Genomic DNA, 20,551 nt, shown 5'->3' with positions numbered 1-20,551 from the left:
CCTCCAGTATTCAATCAACGCGCCTGCGTCATGAAGATCTTGATGGCGAACATGGAGAAGACACCGGCGAAGGTGTAATCAATACCACGCAAGATCTTCGGATTGGCTTGCAGCCACTTTGCCAGCCGGTCGGCGGCGAAAATCACCAAGACGTTGATCGGGCTGCCGACGAAGATGAAGAAGAAGCCTAGGAAGATCAGCTTCTGCGTCACCGCCGGATCGCCTGCCGTGACGAATTGCGGCAGAAAGGTCATGAAGAAAATGATGACCTTGGGATTCAACAGGTTCACCCAAAGGCCAGTGGAGATATTGGCCCATATGGATGTCTTTTCACCTTCGATCGCCTCAACCTTCAGGTTTGAGCCGTAACGAACGGCCTGAATGGCGAGCCAGAGCAGGTAGGCCGCACCGCCGGTCTTCAGCAGGAAGAAGGCGGTGGGCGAGGCGGTGATGAGGGCAGACACGCCAAAGGCTACGAGCAGGGTGTGGATCATGATGCCGATGGTCGTACCGAGCACCACGTAGAGCGCGCGCTTGCTGCCTTGCGAAAGCGCACGACTGATGGAGAGCGTCATATCCGGCCCTGGCGTGATGGCCAGCAGCAGGCACATGCCGGTGAATGTGATCAGGGTCGCGGCGCTGGGCAGGAAATCCATCGATAAAGCCTCGGACATAGGGTGTTCCGAAGCTTTATCCCGTATTGCCTAATTTGCCAATCAGCGCCTGGCGATGAAGGTACTTGCGGCGTCCGCGTAATCCCTGTGCCAACGCGATAGTGGCGGGCGGTTTTCGATGATATCGCCCGCGGCCCAGGCAATCCGGCGTTCATCCGTGGGACGATCCACATCATTGTCTGGGCAGAGGATATAGAAATCGCCGCGCTCGATGCTTCTGAACATGAACTCGACCGTCTGTTCCGGCGTCCAGGCACCTGCCGGCTTTTCGGTCCGGCCATTGGCGGTGAGGCCGGTGTAGACAAAACCGGGGATCAGCAGGTGTGCCTCGACATGGCATCCTTCCGTATTGCGCAGCTGATGTTGGAGCGCTTCGGTAAACGCCTTTACGCCGGCCTTGGAGATATTGTAGGCGGGATCGCCGGGCGGTGTTGTGATGCCCTGTTTCGAACCGGTATTGATAATCACTGCCGGGTCATTGTGCGCCATCATGTCATTGGCGAAAATTCGGGTTCCATGGATGACGCCCATCAGGTTGACGGCGAGCACGCTATCCCAGTTCGCCTGCGGACCAAACATGGCGCTGCCCGGCTGGATGCCCGCATTGTTCATCAGAACATGGACACGTCCAAATCTCTGGATCACCGCACGCTCAAGAGATTCAATCTGATCTGGCTTCGAAACATCCGTGGCGATGGCAACGACATCGGCTTCACCGCCTTCAGCAAGCGCTCTGACCTCTTCGCAGGCTGCAGCAAGTTTGTCGCCTTCCAGATCAGCCAGGACAACGCACAGGCCATTACGGGCGAATTCCTTGGCTGCGGCAAGGCCGATGCCGGAAGCCGCGCCTGTGATGACGGCCACATGGCCCTTCGCAAATGCAGGATGTTGAATACTCATGATGATCCTCTTCGAACGATAGGGTCGGCAGAGGCATATGGGGCCCGTATCGCATCTTTCAACGGAACCGACGAAGTTCTCACCATAGTCTCGCCTGCTCTTGAACCGCAGCACAAACTCGCTAAAAGTGCCGCCATTCAAACCTGAAGGCGGATTTGCCGGTCAAACCGCCCCTTCCAGACGGAACTTTTCGATATGGCACTCCCGAAAGACGTGAAGAAAGTCGTTCTTGCCTATTCCGGCGGTCTCGACACCTCGATCATCCTGAAGTGGCTTCAGACGGAGCTTGGCGCCGAAGTCGTGACTTTCACGGCTGATCTCGGTCAGGGCGAAGAGCTTGAGCCTGCACGCAAGAAAGCCGAGATGCTGGGCATCAAGGAAATCTTCATCGAAGATGTGCGCGAAGAATTCGTCCGCGATTTCGTGTTCCCGATGTTCCGCGCCAATGCCGTTTACGAGGGCGTTTATCTTCTCGGCACCTCGATTGCGCGTCCGCTGATCTCCAAGCATCTGATTGATATCGCCAGGAAGACCGGCGCTGACGCGATTGCTCACGGTGCGACTGGCAAGGGCAACGACCAGGTTCGTTTCGAACTTTCCGCCTATGCGCTGAACCCAGATATCAAGATCATTGCTCCCTGGCGCGACTGGTCGTTCAAGAGCCGTACCGACCTCCTGAACTTTGCTGAGCAGCACCAGATCCCGGTTGCGAAGGACAAGAAGGGCGAGGCGCCTTTCTCTGTCGATGCCAACCTGTTGCACTCTTCCTCCGAAGGCAAGGTTCTGGAAGATCCGGCTCAGGAAGCCCCAGAATATGTGCATATGCGCACGATTTCGCCGGAAGCGGCACCGGACAAGGCAACCGTTATCAAGATCGGTTTCCGCAAGGGTGATGCCTGCTCGATCAATGGCGTCGAGATGAGCCCGGCAACGCTGCTCGCCGAACTGAACAATTATGGGCGTGACAACGGTATCGGTCGCCTCGATCTGGTCGAGAACCGCTTTGTTGGCATGAAGAGCCGCGGTGTTTACGAGACACCCGGCGGTACGATCCTTCTCACCGCGCACCGTGCCATCGAGTCGATCACGCTGGATCGCGGCGCTGCTCACCTGAAGGACGAACTGATGCCGCGTTATGCGGAACTCATCTACTATGGCTTCTGGTTCTCGCCGGAGCGCGAAATGCTGCAGGCTCTCATCGACAAGAGCCAGGAGCATGTTGAAGGTGAAGTGACGCTGAAGCTCTACAAGGGCAATGTCATGGTCATTGGCCGCGAGAGTGACAAGTCGCTCTACTCCGATACGCTGGTAACCTTTGAGGATGACCAGGGCGCCTATGACCAGAAGGATGCAGCCGGCTTCATCAAGCTGAACGCGCTGCGTCTGCGCACGCTGGCCAAGCGTAATCTCGGCAAATAATGCGATTGCACTGACAGAGATAAACCCGCTTCCGGTGACGGAGGCGGGTTTTTCACGCTGGTTTCCGACGCATGAGACAAGCCAGCCACAGGAAGGCGGCACAGGCTATCAGTTCCATGGCGGGAATGATGATGCCGAAAGCCCGCAAGGGATCGCCCAGAGTTGCAGCCAGAAAGCCTCCAACAAAGCCGCCGGACATTTGCAGGAAGCCGGTGAGGGCGGAGGCGGAGCCGGCAATATGCGGGAAAGGCGCCATGCTGACGGTGACGACATAGGGTGAAACCATGGCCAGTCCGAACGAGCACATGGCGACAGGACCCATGATCGACAGGAACGACGGCTCCATCAGAGCGACCGATAGTGCCATGACCACGCCCCCGATTCCACAGAGTGTAATGCCGATGCGTGCACAGGTGAGGGTTCCAAGCCGCGCAGAAAGCACCCTCAACGCTACGGAGCCGATGAGGAAGAAGCCGGACTGCATCAACATCCCTATTCCGAACTCGGTTGGCGTCAGGCCTACGCGGTTGATGAGGATGAAGGCGAGCATGGTCGCTTGTGCATAAAGCGCACCGATGGTGCCGCTCAGAACGAGAGAGGTCGCAAGGAAAATCGGCTTTCGAACCACTTGTGCATAGTTCCCGATCAACTGCTTCGGTTCCAGCCGCGAAGGGTCTGGGACGACCGTTTCCTTAAGAAGGAAAAACGTGCAGGCTGTCGCAACGACGCCAAAGGTGATCATCAGCACAAAAACGGCATGCCAATCGAAGGCGGCGAGCGCAATGCCTCCGAGGGTGGGGCCAAGGGCAGGTCCGATGGCCAGGAAGATGCCGATCATGTTGAGAATCCGTGCCGCATTTGCGCCCGTATAGAGATCGCGGACAATAGCCCGACCAATCACGACGCCGACCGAAGCGCCAATTCCTTGCACAAGCCGCGCAACGAGGATCGCCTCCACCGTTGGCGCGACGAAGGCGAGCGCAGAGCCAATGAGATAAATTACAAGAAAGATCAGCGTTGCCGTTCGACGGCCAAGCGCATCCGACAGCGGGCCCGCCACGAGTTGTGCGACGGCAAAGCCGCCAAAGAAGAGCGACAGGCTGAGTTTGATCGCGGCTTCCGTCGTGCCGAAAGCCTGCACGAGTTGCGGCATGGCGGGCGTATAGATAGCCATGGAAATCGGCCCGAGCGTGGTCAGAAGCGCGCCGACGAATGTCACGCGCCGTTCGCTCATCACGGCAGTGGGCCTTGTGATATCCTGCATGTCAGGCTGATTTCGCCTCTTCCAGCGAATTGGCAAGTTCGCCCTGCAAGTTGGTGATCACCATTTGAAGCGCGCGCTTCAGGGCCGATGTTTCCTGAGCATCCAATCCCTGTGTTGCCTGGGTCAGCAGATGATCGAGCTCTTCTTCCAAAGCGACGATGAGAGGCTGCGAGCGCTCGGTCAGCGTAACGCGCTTGGCGCGCCGGTCCGTCGGGTCTGTCTGCCGTTCGATGAAGCCGAGGTTCTGCAAACGATCAAGAAACGAGCAGACGGTCATGGGTTCTACGCCCATGCGCTGTGCCAGATCCATCTGGCGACAGGCCTGCATGGCATGCAGGTTCAGGATCGTCCTTGCTTCGCCAGCTGTAATACCCAAGCCAGCTTCAGAGATGCGCCGCTCGAACGCCAGCCTCAGCCAGCGTGCGCTGTCGATCAACAGGAAGCCTAAACCGCGAATGTCGATGTTGTCTGTCATGCCCTGACCTGCGATAATAAGCATGGCTTAATATCACCAATACGGATTACATGACAGCCGTTGGCTTAAAGAAGTTCAGGAATTCAGAAATCTAAGGACGGAAGTCAGCGTCGCTGCCTTCTCATCATCGCCCAGCGAGATGGCGAGCTCGCGTTGATCCGTATAATAGGCCGCGAAGTCGAACTCCGTATCGTCGGTTACGGAAGAGAGGTCGAGAACGTTCCCGGAAGTATCGGAGATCTGCATGGGAAGTTCTTGCGCAAGCGCGATGTAGGTATCTTGGTCTATCTCACCGGATACGTAGCGCTGAAGCGCAACTTCGCGAAGCAGACGCGGTGCTATGGCGGAATAATCCAGTGCCTTCTCGTCAACAGCAGGCACCTCGAAAGCAGGTGTTGCTTCCGAGGGAACGGAGAACTGCGGTTTTTCTGCCCTGGCGTCACGGGTTTGATCGCGATGAAACAAACCGCTCGACCAGTGGAGGGAAGTAATTTCCACGTTGGCCATATCCATCATCATTTGGATAGCATGCCGCACACTAGCGCCAGTTGCGAATCGGTCAACTGTTAATAATTAGTTAACATTTCTTCTATTGCTTGTTGTTCCGCTTCCCAGAATCGCCATTTTGGCGAGGATGATGGCATGCTTCACAAGAAGGAAATCGATCGATGACTATGGCCTCGCAAATCAACCCGGCTCTTGTCGAATGGAGCGGTCCGAACGGTCTGCCACGTTTTGAGAATGTTCGGGACGAAGACTTTGGACAGGCCTTCGATGCTGCGTTGAAACTGCATGATGCCGAAATCGATTCGATCGCAAACAATACAGAAGCTGCGAGTTTCTCGAATACGATCACGGCGCTTGAAATTGCGGGCGACGAGTTGTCCCGTGTGTCGGCGCTGTTCTGGAACCGCGCAGGCGCTCATACCAATGACGTGGTCCAGGCTCTGGAGCGGGAGATCGCGCCGAAGATGTCCCGGCATTATTCGCGCATCGCCATGAACGAGACCTTGTTCCGCCGTGTGGACAGCCTTTGGGAAAAGCGTACGCAACTCGGCCTGACCATCGAGGAAGTACGTGTTCTGGAACGCCACTGGAAAGGTTTCGTGCGCGCCGGTGCCAAGCTTTCGCGCGAGCAGCAGGAGCGCCTGGCTTCCATCAACGAGACGTTGGCGGGGCTTGGTGCGCAGTTCGGCCAGAATGTTCTGGGCGACGAGAAGGATTGGTCGCTGGTTCTGACGGATGAGCAGGATCTTGCCGGTCTTCCGGGTTTCCTGAAGGATGCGATGTCGGCTGCCGCCCGCGAGCGGAGCGCGCCTGAAGGCGCCTATGCGGTGACGCTGTCGCGTTCGATCATCGAGCCATTCCTGACGTTCTCCAGCCGCCGCGACCTTCGCGAAAAGGCGTTTCATGCGTGGGTGAAGCGTGGGGAGAATGGTGGCGAGCGGGATAACGTCGCTATCGTCCGGCAGGTGCTGGCGCTGCGTCTCGAAAAGGCCAAGCTGCTGGGCTACGAGAATTTCGCTGCCTACAAGCTGGATGATACGATGGCGAAGACGCCCGCCAATGTTAACAATCTGCTTATGAAGGTGTGGGCCAAGGCGCGCTCCAAGGCTTCCGAAGAAGAGGCATCGCTGCAGGGTCTGATGGCGGAGGACGGCATCACTGGAAAGGTTCAGCCCTGGGACTGGCGCTATTATGCGGAGAAGCTGCGCGAACGGATGTTCGACTTTTCCGAGTCGGAATTGAAGCCCTATCTGCAGCTCGAAAAGATCATCGAAGCCTGCTTTGACGTTGCGCATCGCCTGTTCGGTATCACCATCACCGAAAGGAAGGGTATCACCGCCTATCACCCAGATGTGCGGGTCTTCGAGGTTCGCGATGGTGATGGCACACTAAAGGCAATGTTCCTGGGTGACTATTTTGCCCGTTCGTCCAAGCGGTCAGGCGCGTGGATGAGCTCGTTCCAGAGCCAGCACAAGCTACCCTTGAAGAACGGTGCCAGGGGCGAATTGCCGATCATCTACAATGTCTGCAATTTCGCGAAACCCGCGCCCGGCAAGCCCGCGCTTCTTTCGCTGGATGACGCCCGCACTCTGTTCCACGAATTCGGTCACGGTCTGCATGGCATGCTGTCGGATGTAACCTATCCTTCTGTTTCGGGCACGGGTGTTTCCCGCGATTTCGTGGAACTCCCATCGCAGCTCTACGAACACTGGCTGACGGTGCCGGAAATCCTGACGCGCTATGCCGTTCATTACGAGACGGGCGAACCCATGCCTAAGGCGTTGCTGGACAAGGTTCTGGCGGCCCGCACCTTCAATGCCGGATTCAATACGGTCGAATTCACCTCTTCGGCGCTGGTGGACATGGCTTTCCACACGCGGGGTGCGGTGGAGGATCCGATGAAGGTGCAGGCAGAGGTTCTCTCGGACATCGGCATGCCGTCCTCCATCGTCATGCGTCATGCCACACCGCACTTCCAGCATGTCTTTTCTGGAGACGGCTATTCGGCAGGCTACTATTCCTACATGTGGTCGGAAGTGCTGGATGCCGATGCCTTTGCGGCCTTTGAGGAGACGGGCAATGCGTTTGATCCCGTCATGGCCCGCAAGCTGAAGAACAACATCTATTCCGTCGGTGGCTCCATCGATCCGGAAGAGGCTTACAAGGCATTCCGCGGCAAGCTTCCAGATCCCGAGGCCATGCTGAAGAAGAAGGGTCTTGCCATGGTGGGAGAGCTTTCCGGCAGCGACGCCTGAGGCGTTGCAATAGCGTTTCCGGGGCGGAGTTCTATCTCCGTCACGGAAACATCAATAAAACTTCATTTAGGCATGATGAATCTGACACGTGCGCATGATGGGTTCCGGTCAGCGAGTTTTCGTACCGACCGCTTCCATCCATCGAACTCCAGGAGAGTTTCATGCGCAACACACTCGGACAGGTGTCACGCCGTTCCTTCCTCGTTTCCACAGCTGCAACCGGCCTCGTCGCGGGTTCCGGTCTCGCTGTGCCGTTTTACGCCCGTGGTGCTGACCGGCCATCCTTCACCCATGGCGTTCAGTCGGGCGATGTCGACACGTCATCCGGCATGATCTGGACCCGTGTCGATCGTCCGTCGCGCATCATGATGGAATATTCCACGACCGAAAGCTTCAAGAGTTCGGTGCGACTTGCGCCGATGGATGCGCTGGCCGAGACGGATTTCGCCGTGAAACGCCTGCTTGCAGACCTGCCGTCCGATCAGGACATTTTCTATCGCTTCGTCGCAGCCGACCTTGCTCACATCAACGCTGTCTCGGAACCGATCACTGGGCGTTTCCGCACGGCCCCGACGTCGCGCCGTTCCGTGCGCTTCGCCTGGTCCGGCGATACGGCGGGTCAGGGGTGGGGGATCGATGAAACCGGCATGAAGACCTATGCGACGATGGCACGTCATCAGCCTGATTTCTTCATTCATTCCGGCGATACCATCTATGCTGATGGGCCGATGAAGGATGAGGTCGCGTTCAAGGATGGCACCAAATGGAAGAACATGGTGCTGATCGACGAAAAACGCAAAGTGGCCGAGACGCTGGACGAATACCGCGCCCAGTGGAAATACAACATGATGGACCGTCATGTGCGAGAGCTTTCCGCCGTCTGTCCGACTTTCTACCAGTGGGACGATCATGAAGTCGTCAACAACTGGTCATCCGGCAAGAACCTGATGGCGGATGATCGCTACAAGGAAAAATCCGTTTCCCTGCTCACGGCGCGCGCTGCCCGTGCTTTCCATGAAATGTCGCCCATCCGCTATACGCCCGCCGAACCGGGCAGGGTCTATCGCAAGATCGCCTATGGTCCGCTGGTCGATGTCTTCTTCCTCGACATGCGCAGTTATCGCGGTTCGAACCACGACGGCATGGAGACGGAGCAGACGCCGGAATCGCGCATTCTGGGCGAGCAGCAGGTGGCCTGGCTGAAGCAGGAGCTGGCTGCCTCCAAGGCCACGTGGAAGATCATAGCTGCGGACATGCCACTCGGTGTCATCGTCTGGGATGATTTTGCCAACCGGAAGGGTACGGAAGCGGTTGCCCAGGGTGACAATGGGGCGCCGAAGGGCCGCGAACTGGAGATTGCCGATCTGCTTCGCTTCATCAAGACGGCGGGCATTTCCAACACCGTGTGGCTGACGGCGGATGTGCACTATACGGCTGCCCATTATTACAACCCCGACAAGGCCAAGTTCCAGGATTTCGACCCCTTCTGGGAATTCATCTCCGGTCCGCTACATGCGGGAACATTCGGCCCGAACGACCTCGACATGACGTTTGGCCCTGAGCTGAAGTTCATCAAGGCACCGACGGCCGAGCAGGGGCAGAACCTGCCGCCGTCCGCCGGTCTCCAGTTTTTCGGCCTCGTGGACGTGGACGGTCAGACCGAGCAATTGACTGTGCGACTGATGGATCGCGACGACGTGGAGCTTTACAAGGTGACGCTCGATCCGGTTCGCAGGGCATGATTTTACCGGGCTGACGGGGCGGAATTAACTGTTCCGGTCCCGCCCCCTTTCGCGTTTGCGAAAAACAGGCTATGAGCGCGCCAACGAAAATTGGCGCGTTCTCATTATTGATGGTTCAAGCGCCGCAGCTTCAGAGATTTTTGATATGGCACTACGCAACATCGCGATCATCGCGCACGTTGACCATGGGAAAACGACCCTCGTCGACGAACTCCTGAAACAGTCGGGCTCCTTCCGTGAAAACCAGCGCGTTGCAGAACGCGTGATGGACAGCAACGACCTGGAAAAAGAGCGCGGTATCACGATTCTTGCCAAGGCGACCTCCGTCGAGTGGAAGGGTGTTCGCATCAACATCGTCGACACCCCCGGCCACGCCGACTTTGGTGGTGAAGTCGAGCGTATCCTCTCGATGGTGGACGGCGCGATCGTGCTGGTCGACAGCTCCGAAGGCCCGATGCCGCAGACGAAGTTCGTTGTCTCCAAGGCTCTGAAGGTTGGTCTTCGTCCGATCGTGGCGATCAACAAGATCGACCGTCCGGATGGCCGCCATGAGGAAGTCATCAACGAAGTGTTCGACCTGTTCGCCAACCTCGACGCGACGGACGAGCAGCTCGACTTCCCGATTCTCTACGGTTCGGGCCGCGATGGCTGGATGAACTTCAATCCGGAAGGCCCGAAGGATGAGGGTCTCGCACCCCTTCTCGATTTGGTGCTGAAGCACGTGCCGGAGCCGACGGTTGAAGAAGGTCCGTTCCGCATGATCGGTACGATTCTGGAAGCCAACAACTTCCTTGGCCGTATCATCACCGGCCGCATCGCGTCGGGTTCCATCAAGCCAAACCAGTCGGTGAAGGTTCTGGGGCAGGATGGCAAGACGATCGAAACCGGTCGTATCTCCAAGATCCTTGCATTCCGCGGTATCGAGCGCACGGCAATCGACGAAGCCCATGCGGGAGATATCGTGGCCATCGCCGGTCTTTCCAAGGGAACTGTTGCCGACACGTTCTGCGATCCGTCCGTCACGGAAGCCATGACGGCACAGCCGATCGATCCGCCGACGGTCACCATGTCCTTTATCGTCAATGACAGCCCGCTTGCTGGCACGGAAGGCGACAAGGTGACGAGCCGTGTTATCCGCGACCGTCTTTTGAAGGAAGCCGAAGGCAACGTCGCCCTGAAAATCGAAGAGGCCGAAGGCAAGGATTCCTTCTTCGTGTCCGGCCGCGGCGAATTGCAGCTCGCCGTTCTCATCGAAACCATGCGTCGCGAAGGCTTCGAACTGGCTGTGTCGCGTCCGCGTGTCGTGATGCACAAGGACGAGGCGACCGGTGAAACCATGGAGCCGATCGAAGAAGTTGTGATCGATGTCGACGAAGAGCATTCCGGCGTGGTCGTGCAGAAGATGTCCGAGCGCAAGGCTGAAATGACGGAACTGCGTCCCTCCGGCGGCAATCGTATCCGCCTGAAGTTCCTGGCACCGACCCGTGGTCTTATCGGTTACCAGTCGGAACTGCTGACGGATACGCGCGGTACCGCGATCATGAACCGTCTGTTCCACAGCTACCAGCCGTTCAAGGGCGCCATTGCTGGCCGCAACAACGGTGTTCTTCTGTCGAACGGTTCCGGAGAAGCCGTGGCCTACGCCATGTTCAACCTGGAAGATCGCGGCCCGATGATCATCGAGCCGGGTGAAAAGGTGTATCAGGGAATGATCATCGGCATTCACTCCCGCGACAACGATCTTGAAGTGAACGTGCTGAAGGGCAAGCAACTGACGAACATCCGCGCTGCCGGCAAGGACGAAGCCGTGAAGCTGACCCCGCCGATCCGCATGACGCTGGACCGTGCGCTGTCCTGGATTCAGGACGACGAGCTGATGGAAGTGACGCCAAAGTCCATCCGTCTGCGTAAAATGTACCTCGACCCGAACGATCGCAAGCGTTTCGAGAAGCAGAAGATCGCCTGATCAGTTTAAACAGGTCTGAAATGTGGAAGGGCTCCGGTCGTCGCAACCGGAGCCCTTTTTCGTGGGCAGTGCTCGGTCCCGTCTTGTCGTGATGGTTAAGAATGCGTTAACTTCACAGCGCATGAATGAGACGTGCGACGCAGTGTTAGTTGCGTCAGACATGAGTGAGCAAGGTCATGAAGACACTAACCATTGACGTCCGACGCGCAGAGCCCAACGATGCCGCAGCGGTTTCAGAGGTTCATCGCGAGGCTTGGGCCCAAGCCTATGCGGGGCTCATTCCGCACAAGCAACTGACGGAAATGCTGGAGCGCCGTGGTGAAGCTTGGTGGCGTCGGGCTACACGAGGACCGGCGACGCTGCTGGTGCTGGACGTCGCTGGCACGATCGCAGGCTATGCCACCGTTGGCCTGAACCGCGCGCGGGCGCTTCCTCAGGACGGTGAGATCTACGAAATCTATCTCCGCCCCGAATTCCAGGGGATTGGCATGGGACGTAAGCTGTTTGGCGAATCCTGCCGTCTTCTCCGTTCGCTCGGCTGCAAGGGCCTTGTCGTCTGGTGCCTGGAAGATAGTGAACATGCCGTGCGTTTCTTCCGTCGGCATGGCGGACAGGATCTCGTCGAGGGTATGGAAGATTTCGGCGAGAAGAAGCTGCGCAAGATCGGTTTCGTCTGGTCTTGAGATGAAGGCGGCTCAAAGCCGCTTCTGCGCATATGGTCGTGTTGCAATGCGGCGATTTTCCCAGTATCGAGGCGACACAATTTAACGCACTCGGGGAGAACCATGCGTATCGATGCGATCAAGATCGGCAAGAACCCGCCGGACGACGTGAATGTTATCGTGGAAGTGCCAGTCGGTGGCCATCCCATCAAGTATGAGATGGACAAGGATGCGGGCGCTCTCGTCGTTGACCGCTTCCTCTACACACCGATGACCTATCCGGGCAATTACGGCTTTGTGCCGCATACGCTGTCTGAAGATGGCGATCCGGTGGATGTTCTCATCTGCAACACGCGTCCGCTCGTTCCGGGCTGCGTCATCAATGTTCGCCCGATCGGCGTCATGGTGATGGAAGACGATGGCGGCAAGGATGAGAAGATCCTTGCCGTGCCGGTGCCGAAGCTGACGCGCCGCTACGACAAGATCGAGAACTATACCGATCTGCCGGAGATCACCCTCAAGCAGATCGAGCACTTCTTCGAACACTATAAGGATCTGGAGCCCGGCAAGTGGGTGAAGATCGGCGGCTGGCAGGATGTAAATGTTGCCAAGAAATTGATCGTCGAGGCGATCGAGCGTTACAACGCACAGAAGTGATCAGTCGCGCAGGAGCGCACTGAATTTGGCCTTTAGATCCTCCGGCTCGCCTTCGATCCGGAGGATTTTTTTACGCGATGTTTCGCCGGAAATGAAAGAGATCGAGGATTTCGGAACACGCAGCCATTTGGCGATAAGCCGTATCAGGGCCTTGTTGGCTTTGCCGTCTTCCGGCACCGAAGTTACGCGAGCGCGCAGCCAGCACTCGCCATCGTCGGCAATTTCTGTACCTTCCACCTGATCGCGCGATGCATTCGGTGTTAGCCGAACGCTCAACCTTATATGATCCGCGAAAGCGCTGATCGGCTGTCCCGCCTCACTCACCGGATGAAGATCGGTGCAATCGAGGTCCAAAGCAGCGAGCGCAGGAAGAAGATGATGAGCAGCAGGATCACCGGCGAGATGTCAATACCGCCGAGGTTTGGCATGAAGCGACGAATGGGGCGCAGGGCCGGCTCGGTCAGGTTATACAGCATCGTTCCGATGGTATTGACGACCTGATTGCTCGAATTGATGACGTTGAACGCAAACAGCCACGAGAAGATGGCACTGAGGATCAGGACCCAGGTATAGAGGTTCAAAGCCAGATCGATGGTCTGAAACAGCGCGAGCATTCATATCTCCATTTCTCGGTTGACAGACATTTAGCTATTGACGACTTAAGCCACAAGGGCTGACCCTCGGCCCATTGCGAATCATAGTGAACGGCGTTCCGTTTCTGTCGGGAGCGTTGCGAAAGCCAAGCATCCATGTCCATTACCGCCTCAGCAGATCGCTTTGCCGCATTCCGGCATTCCGCCTATGCGCGCTTCTTCTTTTCGCGTTTCCTGGCTGCCTTTGCGATCCAGATCGTCAGCGTATCCGTCGGCTGGCAGATGTATGATGTGACGGGCAATGCTCTTTATCTCGGGCTCATCGGCCTTTTCCAGTTCTTGCCGTCGCTTTTGCTGATCCTTGTGACGGGCGCCGTGGCAGATCGCTACAACAGACGCGCCATCGTCGCGATCTGCCTGGGCATAGGTGGATTATGCACGGCGGCCTTGCTGGGCTTGACCCTGACGCACAGCTTTTCGCCCTGGCCTGTTTTCGGGATCCTTGTGGTTTTCGGCATAGAACGTGCTTTCATGGGGCCTGCAGTACAGTCGCTTGCGCCGAACCTGGTGCCGGAGGCGGACCTGCCCAACGCCGTTGCCTGGAACTCTTCTTCCTGGCAGACGGCCTCGATCCTCGGGCCTGTTGCCGGCGGCCTGCTTTACGGTGTCAGTCCGGTTGCCGCCTACAGCGTCGCTCTCTTCTTCATGGCGGCGGGAATGGTGCTGATCATCAGCATCCCGAAGCCGAACCAGAGAACGGCTTCGAAGGCGGTAAGCTGGAACACGATCCTTGCGGGTTTCCGCTTCATCTTCAGCGAAAAGGTGGTTCTGGGCGCGATCTCGCTTGACCTCTTTGCCGTACTGCTGGGCGGCGCTGTCGCTCTGATGCCGGTCTTCGCCCGGGATATTCTGGCGCTCGGACCATGGGGTCTCGGCTTGCTGCGCGCCGCTCCCGGTATCGGTGCGCTTGTCGTTGCCGTGCTTCTGGCGGCTTATCCGATCCGCCATCATGCCGGTCTTTTCATGTTTGTAGGCGTTGGCCTCTTCGGGATCGGTACGATTGTCTTCGGCCTGTCGCAAGTTGCCTGGCTCTCGATCGCGGCGCTGATGTTGATGGGCGCATCCGACATGATTTCGGTCTATGTGCGTGAAAGCCTCATCATGTTGTGGACGCCGGATGAGGTGCGCGGTCGCGTGAACGCCGTGAACATGGTTTTTGTCGGTGCTTCGAACGAGTTGGGCGAATTCCGCGCGGGCACAATGGCACATTTGATCGGCGCTGTTCCGGCGGTCGTGATCGGCGGTTTCGGAACTCTCGCCGTTGCCGTTATATGGGCGATCGGCTTCCCGAAATTGCGCTGGATCGACAATCTGGATGCGCCCGGCGAAAGGTAGAGGTTAGACACTCTTGAGCTTTGGCTTGACGGGCCGCGCCGCCTCGAAAGCTGGCTTGTCGAAGACGAGATCGAGAAAATTCCAGAGCCATGCGCGCAACGGCGCATCAAAGATCATCCGGCCTTCCAGGTGTTCCCGGCCTTGCTGGGCATTGGGCATGCTGAAGCGGGATGCGCCGCGAACGACCCAGCTGTGCATCATGGCCCGTGTCAGTTCGGCATGGAACTGCACGCCCCAGGCATTTTCGCCATAGCGGATGGCCTGATGCGGATAGGCATCGCCCTCCGCCAGAAGTTTGACCCCGCGCGGGACATCAAAACCTTCGCGATGAAAATGGTATACCATGGATGGCCAGTCCATCAGCAGGCGGCCATGCGCTGTGGGACGGATGGGATACCAGCCGATTTCGGTCATGCCATCGCGGTCAGGGCCAATATTTCCGCCCAGGCTTTTCACCATCATCTGCGCGCCGAGACAGATGCCGAGATAGGGTTTGTTTTCTTTCAGGGGAACCGAGATCCAGTCGATCTCTGTTTTCACAAAGGGTTCTGGATCGTTGGCACTCATCGGGCCGCCGAAGATGACCGCGCCTGCATGAGCGGTCAGGCTATCAGGCAGCGGATCGCCAAGCACCGGTCGACGAATGTCGAGCGGGTACCCCTTTTCCGTTAGCATCTGGCCCACGCGACCGGGAGAAGAGCGTTCCTGATGCAGAACGACGAGAATGGGTTGTTTTTCAGTTCGACGGTTCGGAACCATCAGCATTGATCAATAATCCTCAATCTCCTCCCGCGTCTTTCCCAACAGTTCTTGCGGCAACTTTCTGCCGTTCCGTTACCCGATCCCGCGCCGAGACCCCTAGAAGATCGGCAATTCGCCAGATCACATGGTCCTCCATCTCGCTGCGCTCCCCATCGGCATAGACCAGATCCCAGAGGGCTCCAATCAGGGCGACGCATTCGTCGGGATTTAGATGTCGCTTAAGATCGGAGGTAAAACGATAATAGTCAACCGCCTCCGACCCTGCGGAGCGCCCTGCTTCCATCAGGCTATCGAGATGCGACTTGTCCAGCTGGTAGCGTTCGCGCAGCATATCTTCCAGGCGCAGTTTCTCCTTAGCTGAAATGGAGCCATCGGCCTCCATCACCTGAAAGCAGAGGGCTGCGAAGGCAACACGCGGATCGTCCGGAGAATAGGCATCACCCGGGCGCCCAACACCGAGTTCCTGAAAAAATTCCTGAATTCGCTCGAACATCAGCATGGTCAAAACAGCCGCAGTCTGGTTGCGCTTGAGGTAGGAGCAGTCTCATCCTTGACGCCGGGGTCATCTGGCGGGCGACCGTTGAACGGATCCGGCGCTTTCATCTCTTCCAAAGGTGGGGTCGAGGGTTTTGAATGTGCGGGGCTTGCGGCGGAAGGTTGGATGACCTCCAGCTTGACCGGTTTCTGTGGTGCCTGTTTGATTGCTGAAGATGCTGTCGAAGGTTCGGGTGCATAAGTCTGGTCCCCGGTATTCGTATCAGCAATGATCGGAGGAAGGCTTGCGATGGCCGTTTCGGCTGTGACCGTACCTTCCTCCACCGGACCTTCGAGCTGTCCGAACGGTCGCTTCCATTCGAACGCATCGAGCCGTCCGGTTACGGGCGAGACCGGCAGCCAGTGGTCCGATAAAAAGCCATCTGCAACCCAGGCTGGGTCGCGCGGGGCGCGAACCGCCTGCGCCATCCAGTGGCGAATGCGGCCCTGATCACCGGTTTCTGCATCCTCGATATCGGCCAGAAGCAGATAGATGCCTTCTCTCGGATCCATGCGAAGTGCTGCTTGCGCCTTTTCTCGCGCAAGTTTGAAATCCTGTTTGTCCAGCGCGGCTTGCGCCATGATCAGAAGCGATTCCGGATTATTGGGTTTGAGCTTTTCCAGCCGTTCGGCGCGCAACATGCGATCCGCCGCACTGTCGCCGGGACGGGCGCGGAGATAGAGCATGCCCACATCCGGGTGGGGTTGATGTTTCCACAGACCCTCAAGAATATTTGCCGCCTTGCGCAAATTGTCTTCCCGAAGATAAGCCTTGGCGGCGATAATGCCCGCCGGAACAAGGTCCTTTGCCAACTTCAAGGCGGCGTTTGCGTCGTCCTTCGCGCCTTTCGGATCCCCTTCAAGACGCTCTGTCGCTCGTGCGGTCAGAAGCACGGCCTTCAGTCGGTCTGCGCGCTTTCGCTCAATGACATTCGCCACCTTCTGTTGGTCGAGCAGGCGAATGGCCTCCTCCCATCGGGCAGACTGCGAGCGGTATTCGAGGGTCGCCTCCGCAGCCCAGGGCAAATAGGGGGCATTCTCGACGGCCGCTTCCGCATATTGCCGTGCCGCCTCGTTGGCACCCAACCGGCGAGCCTCCATGTAGAGGCCACGCAGACCCAGTTCCCGCGTCTCGGGATCATCGGCCATTCGTTCGAACTTCTCACGGGCTTCCTCGTGTCTGCCCTCGATCAGCGCCGTCTGTGCTTCGAGCAGGTGAATGAGCGGTTCCTGATCTGCCCGCAATAGGCCACGAGCGCGTGCAGTCATCTTGCGCGCCAAGAGAGCGTTACCAGCTCCGGCAGCAATAAGGCCGGTCGAGAGCGCCTGATAGCCACGATCCCGTTTGCGGGCGCGGAAGAAGCGGCGTACCGAGTGCGGAGAGGTCCAAATCGTCTGGATCAACCACCAGACGAACATGACTACGCCGATCAGCGCAACCAGCGCCGTGGCGGCAACCATGATGCTGGTCTCGATCAACTGGTCCTGCCAGGTGATGGCAATCAGGCCTGGGCGATCCGCCAGCCAGGAAAAACCCCAGCCAAGGGCAAGAGTAACGATCGCGAAGATAAACAGACGGATCATTCAGATGCTCCTCAACCGTTCGAACCACTGGCAGCCATGGCACGTGTCAGCGTACCGGCAGCCAACTCATCCACGTCTATGCGTGCATCGAGTGCCTGTTTGTAGGCTGAGGCTGCCTGCTTTGCTGCATCCGGCAGGCCGATAAACTCCGCTGCTGCGGCCTTCAAGTCGCCATTTTTGATGCGCTCCTCCATGCGGGCCACGCGCGCTTCCGGCGTATCGCCGTCGACATCGCCAACCGGACGAACTTTCACCACGCGCATGGCGCTGGACATCAGGCGCGCTGCTATGCCCTCTTCAGCGGCGGGCTGGTGAATGGCATCGATCATGGCATTTGCAGCGGCAGGAAAGCGGCGGACCAGATCCGCCCGCGTGGGCACACCCTTGTCCGCATAGGCTTGCAGTTTCGAGGCTGCCGGATCATCCGCCGCTACGCTCGCGAATGTGTCAAGTTCCGCCTTGAACGAGCCACCTCTATCCGTTGCGGCTTTGAGGCCAGCTGCCGCCAATGCGCGCGCTATTGCCTGTTCGCGACCCGGCTGGTTGATCCTCTGCTCGAGCGCCTGCATGCGCTGGCCAAGCTTGGCGCTGTTATCGCCCATTGCGGCATTGGCAGATTTTGCAGCGGCCAGATCCCGCTGCAAGGTTTCAACCTGCTGGACCAATTGTGTATTGCCGCCGCCATTCTTCTCCAATGCTGCAATGCGCGCGGAAAGATCTGCCGGTGGTTTGGCGTTTTGCAACGCCGCGACCTGTTGGCGCAATTGGTCGATGGCGGCCGTGTCGCCACGCCCTTGTGGACCGAGACCCGGAATAATGCCCGCATATTGCATACTGCCCGCCAGCAGCAATGCGACGAGCCCGCCCGCAATACCAGCGGCGATCATGGCAGATGTGGAGGGCGATTGTTTGGCCCGCGGTTCTGTTTTGCCTGAGGCTAGGTTCTCTTCAACGACCGGGGTTGCCGGTTGCACGGGCTTTTCGGCTGTCTCCTGTCCAAAAGGCGAGGCGGACGATTCCTGCGCATGGTCAGGCTTTGGCGGAAGCTCCGCTGCCGCCTTTGTCTCGATGGAGGTGGCTTGCGCTTCCTCCCCGATCTTCGCCGGCTCCGCATCCGTAGCCTCACCAGAAGCGGGAGCGCTTTGAGCGGGTTTGCTGTCCGTCAACAGGCCTTCTGCGGCTGCTGCTTTGGCCGGTGCGTGATCCCCCGACGCCTCGTTCGAAATCGCTGGCGTCGCTGCGTCTGTATCGTCGGCACGCACAGGTTCCGCGATGACGCCCTTTTCTTCGACGTTCTTGTCCTCGGCTGCCAGATCGATCGTGACCGGCGTCTTTCCCGAACGTGAACGGCGGGGCGGTTTATCCGAAACCATGGCAACCTCTTCTAGAATTGTTCCAGCTCAAACCTAGTCAGCAAGATGGATGATGGAAAGAGGCAGAAGGGATTTTGGTTCCCGACACTTACGAAAGGAGTAGAAGTAAGGCCTCTTCCGTCGGCTGATCGGCAATTGAAACACGCCGGTTTGCCGCATCTGAAAGGCTGCGTGCGACCTTTTCGCTGAGGCAGAGGAAGTGACAGTCCTGCCAGAATCGAAGGTTACGCTTAACCAAAGGTTGATTGCAGAACCGTCTGGCGGCTTCGCTTGAGTAAAGAAGCACTGCCTGCGGCGGAGGATCCAGTAATCGAAGCTGTGCCTCATTCCAGATGACCGGCTGCATTTCGTAGCAGACCGTGGTCGAATATGGCTGGCTGGCGTCCGTCAGGCCCCGTTCAAAATCGGGTGAACGGGGCTGACCCGCCAGGTAGAGGACGTCGGGCGGCCCTTCTGAGGTCAGTAACCGGGCGAGACTTTCTCCCGTTCCGTCAGCGATTCGCATGTGCCGGAACCCGGCCCGCCTGACTTCATCCGCAGTGGCAGCGCCAACGGCATAGACCAGTCGATCCAGATGATGGGAGAGATCGAGGCCGGACAGGGCTCGAACCGCTTCTGCACTGGTGATGGCTATGGCCCCTTGGCTGCGTTCAAGCGCAGCCTTTGCGGCTTCGGTCAAATGGTGCGGACTGCTCAGCGGTAGAATGAGGGGCTGATGACCAAGGCGAAGAAGCGTCTGCGCCGTGCGCTCCGCGCTGTGCCGTGGCCGGGTTATCAGCACCCGCATGTCACGCTAGCTCCAGCTTTCGAAGAAGCCTGTTCCCGCGGCCTCCCGGACAATCGTACCGGCCTTCACGCCAATCGTGCCTGCATCGATACGGTCGCCTTCAAGCTCCACGGCATGCTCGTGAGTGCCATCGGGCGTCAGGATCAGGCCGGAAAACTTCAGCTTGTCGCCCTCGCAGACGGCATAACCGGCAATGGGCGTGCGACAGGAGCCGTCCAGTGCCGCCAGAAAGCCACGCTCGCAGGACACCGCATCCCAGGTCGGACGGTGATTGATGGCATCGAGAAGATCGAGCACGCGCCGGTCCCCGATGCGGCTTTCGATGCAGATCGCACCCTGCGCCGGCGCAGGCGGAAAATCTGCGGGGTCCATCAGTTCCGTTGCGACATTTGGCATGGATAGTCGATTGAGGCCCGCGAGTGCCAGAAGCGTGGCATCGACCTCGCCGTCCTGCAGCTTGCGCAGCCGCGTTTCCACAAGACCTCGGAAGGTGATGATCGTAATATCCGGTCTGCGGCGGCGGATAAGTGCCTGACGACGAAGCGATGAAGAGCCGATGGTTGCGCCATGCGGTAACGCCATCAGGGTGGGTGCCGTGCGCCCGACGAAGGCATCGCGAAAATCTTCCCGTGGCAGATAGGCAGAGATTTCCAGCCCGGCGGGCAGAAGCGTCGGCATGTCCTTTGACGAGTGAACAGCGAAATCCAGTTCGCCGGTCAGCAACTGCGCTTCAAGCTCTTCCGTAAACAGGCCCTTGCCGCCCACCTCCGCCAATGGTCTGTCGGTGATGCGGTCACCTTTGGTGGAAAGAACGACGATCTCAAACATTTCTTCCGGCAGATCGTGCGCTGCCATCAGGCGGGCGCGGGTTTCCGAAGCCTGGGCCAGCGCCAGCGGGCTGCCGCGAGTGCCGATGCGGAAAGGTTTTGTTTGCATCTGTTGTCATCCATTGTTACGCGATAGCTTCGTAAACGGGTTTCACCCGCATCGCAATTCATCCAA

Annotated in this window: 20 protein-coding genes; 7 read left to right on the top strand and 13 right to left on the bottom strand. The window is 58.3% G+C overall.

Annotated elements, in window-relative coordinates; all coding sequences use genetic code 11:
* Positions 1-14: 14 nt before the first annotated feature.
* Complete coding sequence (locus E8M78_RS04010) at positions 15-656, bottom strand: LysE family translocator (protein ID WP_137133850.1); 642 nt, start codon at positions 654-656, stop codon at positions 15-17.
* 60 nt (positions 657-716) lie between these two features.
* Positions 717-1,574: an SDR family NAD(P)-dependent oxidoreductase gene (locus tag E8M78_RS04005; RefSeq protein WP_137133821.1), complete on the bottom strand. Its 858-nt coding sequence runs from the start codon at positions 1,572-1,574 to the stop codon at positions 717-719.
* A 195-nt stretch (positions 1,575-1,769) separates the two neighbouring features.
* On the opposite strand from E8M78_RS04005, the gene E8M78_RS04000 reads away from it, so the two are divergent.
* Positions 1,770-2,993 carry an argininosuccinate synthase gene (locus E8M78_RS04000; protein ID WP_137133820.1) on the top strand — a complete coding sequence of 408 codons (1,224 nt, stop codon included), beginning with the start codon at positions 1,770-1,772 and terminating at the stop codon, positions 2,991-2,993.
* 52 nt (positions 2,994-3,045) lie between these two features.
* Here the strand turns inward: E8M78_RS04000 and E8M78_RS03995 are convergent, their stop codons facing one another.
* From E8M78_RS03995 to E8M78_RS03985, 3 genes are read right to left on the bottom strand one after another with little or no spacing between them, the layout of a single operon-like run.
* On the bottom strand, positions 3,046-4,257 hold the full coding sequence (locus tag E8M78_RS03995) for a multidrug effflux MFS transporter (protein ID WP_246658213.1): 1,212 nt from the start codon (positions 4,255-4,257) through the stop codon (positions 3,046-3,048).
* Position 4,258: 1 nt separating this feature from the next.
* Entirely contained in the window at positions 4,259-4,756 is a 498-nt protein-coding gene (locus E8M78_RS03990) for a MarR family transcriptional regulator (RefSeq protein WP_246658212.1), read from the bottom strand.
* Positions 4,757-4,807: 51 nt separating this feature from the next.
* On the bottom strand, positions 4,808-5,230 hold the full coding sequence (locus tag E8M78_RS03985) for a hypothetical protein (protein WP_137133819.1): 423 nt from the start codon (positions 5,228-5,230) through the stop codon (positions 4,808-4,810).
* Positions 5,231-5,400: 170 nt separating this feature from the next.
* Here E8M78_RS03985 and E8M78_RS03980 point away from each other — a divergent pair, with 170 nt between their 5' ends.
* The 5 genes from E8M78_RS03980 to ppa all read left to right on the top strand — a co-directional run bounded on the left by E8M78_RS03980 (position 5,401) and on the right by ppa (position 12,521).
* On the top strand, positions 5,401-7,494 hold the full coding sequence (locus E8M78_RS03980) for a M3 family metallopeptidase (RefSeq protein WP_137133818.1): 2,094 nt from the start codon (positions 5,401-5,403) through the stop codon (positions 7,492-7,494).
* A 161-nt stretch (positions 7,495-7,655) separates the two neighbouring features.
* Positions 7,656-9,236, top strand: coding sequence for an alkaline phosphatase (locus E8M78_RS03975; RefSeq protein ID WP_137133817.1), 1,581 nt, complete (start codon positions 7,656-7,658; stop codon positions 9,234-9,236).
* Between the two features lie 145 nt (positions 9,237-9,381).
* On the top strand, positions 9,382-11,202 hold the full coding sequence (gene typA, locus E8M78_RS03970; protein ID WP_137133816.1) for a translational GTPase TypA: 1,821 nt from the start codon (positions 9,382-9,384) through the stop codon (positions 11,200-11,202).
* A 176-nt stretch (positions 11,203-11,378) separates the two neighbouring features.
* The gene (locus E8M78_RS03965) at positions 11,379-11,885 is read left to right on the top strand and encodes a GNAT family N-acetyltransferase (protein ID WP_137133815.1); all 507 of its coding nucleotides are present in this window, start codon (positions 11,379-11,381) and stop codon (positions 11,883-11,885) included.
* A gap of 102 nt (positions 11,886-11,987) precedes the next feature.
* Positions 11,988-12,521 carry an inorganic diphosphatase gene (gene ppa / locus E8M78_RS03960; RefSeq protein WP_137133814.1) on the top strand — a complete coding sequence of 178 codons (534 nt, stop codon included), beginning with the start codon at positions 11,988-11,990 and terminating at the stop codon, positions 12,519-12,521.
* On the opposite strand, the gene E8M78_RS03955 is transcribed toward ppa, so the two are convergent.
* Positions 12,522-12,845, bottom strand: a complete 324-nt coding sequence (locus E8M78_RS03955; protein WP_137133813.1) for a DUF167 family protein — start codon at positions 12,843-12,845, stop codon at positions 12,522-12,524. It lies immediately after the preceding gene.
* Positions 12,842-13,135, bottom strand: coding sequence for a YggT family protein (locus E8M78_RS03950; RefSeq protein ID WP_137133812.1), 294 nt, complete (start codon positions 13,133-13,135; stop codon positions 12,842-12,844). Before E8M78_RS03950 ends, E8M78_RS03955 begins: the two co-directional genes overlap by 4 nt.
* A 135-nt stretch (positions 13,136-13,270) precedes the next feature.
* Between E8M78_RS03950 and E8M78_RS03945 the strand changes: the two genes are divergently transcribed.
* A complete protein-coding gene (locus tag E8M78_RS03945; protein WP_137133811.1) occupies positions 13,271-14,509 on the top strand; it encodes an MFS transporter in 1,239 nt (412 codons plus the stop codon).
* Positions 14,510-14,512: 3 nt separating this feature from the next.
* On the opposite strand, the gene E8M78_RS03940 is transcribed toward E8M78_RS03945, so the two are convergent.
* The 6 genes from E8M78_RS03940 to hemC all read right to left on the bottom strand — a co-directional run bounded on the left by E8M78_RS03940 (position 14,513) and on the right by hemC (position 20,485).
* Positions 14,513-15,274 (bottom strand): glutamine amidotransferase, encoded by a 762-nt coding sequence (locus tag E8M78_RS03940; RefSeq protein WP_137133810.1) that lies wholly within the window; start codon positions 15,272-15,274, stop codon positions 14,513-14,515.
* A 13-nt stretch (positions 15,275-15,287) separates the two neighbouring features.
* Complete coding sequence (locus tag E8M78_RS03935) at positions 15,288-15,764, bottom strand: TerB family tellurite resistance protein (RefSeq protein ID WP_137133847.1); 477 nt, start codon at positions 15,762-15,764, stop codon at positions 15,288-15,290.
* Positions 15,765-15,772: 8 nt separating this feature from the next.
* On the bottom strand, positions 15,773-17,389 hold the full coding sequence (locus E8M78_RS03930; protein WP_137133809.1) for a heme biosynthesis protein HemY: 1,617 nt from the start codon (positions 17,387-17,389) through the stop codon (positions 15,773-15,775).
* Positions 17,390-17,400: 11 nt separating this feature from the next.
* Positions 17,401-18,762, bottom strand: coding sequence for a hypothetical protein (locus E8M78_RS03925; protein ID WP_137133808.1), 1,362 nt, complete (start codon positions 18,760-18,762; stop codon positions 17,401-17,403).
* Between the two features lie 88 nt (positions 18,763-18,850).
* Entirely contained in the window at positions 18,851-19,549 is a 699-nt protein-coding gene (locus tag E8M78_RS03920) for a uroporphyrinogen-III synthase (protein ID WP_137133807.1), read from the bottom strand.
* A gap of 6 nt (positions 19,550-19,555) precedes the next feature.
* Positions 19,556-20,485, bottom strand: coding sequence for a hydroxymethylbilane synthase (hemC, locus tag E8M78_RS03915; RefSeq protein ID WP_137133806.1), 930 nt, complete (start codon positions 20,483-20,485; stop codon positions 19,556-19,558).
* Positions 20,486-20,551 lie beyond the last annotated feature (66 nt).

Origin of the sequence: Rhizobium sp. FKY42, assembly GCF_005222835.1 — a bacterium.
Taxonomy (GTDB): Bacteria; Pseudomonadota; Alphaproteobacteria; order Rhizobiales; family Rhizobiaceae; genus Neorhizobium.
This window is presented reverse-complemented; position numbering and strand designations above follow the sequence as displayed.

Excerpts from the sequence above, each read along its gene's own strand:
- E8M78_RS04010 (WP_137133850.1), bottom strand. The coding sequence starts at position 656 with ATGGATTTCCTGCCCAGCGCCGCGACCCTGATCACATTCACCGGCATG.
- E8M78_RS04005 (WP_137133821.1), bottom strand. The coding sequence starts at position 1,574 with ATGAGTATTCAACATCCTGCATTTGCGAAGGGCCATGTGGCCGTCATC.
- E8M78_RS04000 (WP_137133820.1), top strand. The coding sequence starts at position 1,770 with ATGGCACTCCCGAAAGACGTGAAGAAAGTCGTTCTTGCCTATTCCGGC.
- E8M78_RS03995 (WP_246658213.1), bottom strand. The coding sequence starts at position 4,257 with ATGCAGGATATCACAAGGCCCACTGCCGTGATGAGCGAACGGCGCGTG.
- E8M78_RS03990 (WP_246658212.1), bottom strand. The coding sequence starts at position 4,756 with ATGCTTATTATCGCAGGTCAGGGCATGACAGACAACATCGACATTCGC.
- E8M78_RS03980 (WP_137133818.1), top strand. The coding sequence starts at position 5,401 with ATGACTATGGCCTCGCAAATCAACCCGGCTCTTGTCGAATGGAGCGGT.
- E8M78_RS03975 (WP_137133817.1), top strand. The coding sequence starts at position 7,656 with ATGCGCAACACACTCGGACAGGTGTCACGCCGTTCCTTCCTCGTTTCC.
- typA (WP_137133816.1), top strand. The coding sequence starts at position 9,382 with ATGGCACTACGCAACATCGCGATCATCGCGCACGTTGACCATGGGAAA.
- E8M78_RS03965 (WP_137133815.1), top strand. The coding sequence starts at position 11,379 with ATGAAGACACTAACCATTGACGTCCGACGCGCAGAGCCCAACGATGCC.
- ppa (WP_137133814.1), top strand. The coding sequence starts at position 11,988 with ATGCGTATCGATGCGATCAAGATCGGCAAGAACCCGCCGGACGACGTG.
- E8M78_RS03950 (WP_137133812.1), bottom strand. The coding sequence starts at position 13,135 with ATGCTCGCGCTGTTTCAGACCATCGATCTGGCTTTGAACCTCTATACC.
- E8M78_RS03945 (WP_137133811.1), top strand. The coding sequence starts at position 13,271 with ATGTCCATTACCGCCTCAGCAGATCGCTTTGCCGCATTCCGGCATTCC.
- E8M78_RS03940 (WP_137133810.1), bottom strand. The coding sequence starts at position 15,274 with ATGCTGATGGTTCCGAACCGTCGAACTGAAAAACAACCCATTCTCGTC.
- E8M78_RS03935 (WP_137133847.1), bottom strand. The coding sequence starts at position 15,764 with ATGTTCGAGCGAATTCAGGAATTTTTTCAGGAACTCGGTGTTGGGCGC.
- E8M78_RS03930 (WP_137133809.1), bottom strand. The coding sequence starts at position 17,389 with ATGATCCGTCTGTTTATCTTCGCGATCGTTACTCTTGCCCTTGGCTGG.
- E8M78_RS03925 (WP_137133808.1), bottom strand. The coding sequence starts at position 18,762 with ATGGTTTCGGATAAACCGCCCCGCCGTTCACGTTCGGGAAAGACGCCG.
- E8M78_RS03920 (WP_137133807.1), bottom strand. The coding sequence starts at position 19,549 with ATGCGGGTGCTGATAACCCGGCCACGGCACAGCGCGGAGCGCACGGCG.
- hemC (WP_137133806.1), bottom strand. The coding sequence starts at position 20,485 with ATGCAAACAAAACCTTTCCGCATCGGCACTCGCGGCAGCCCGCTGGCG.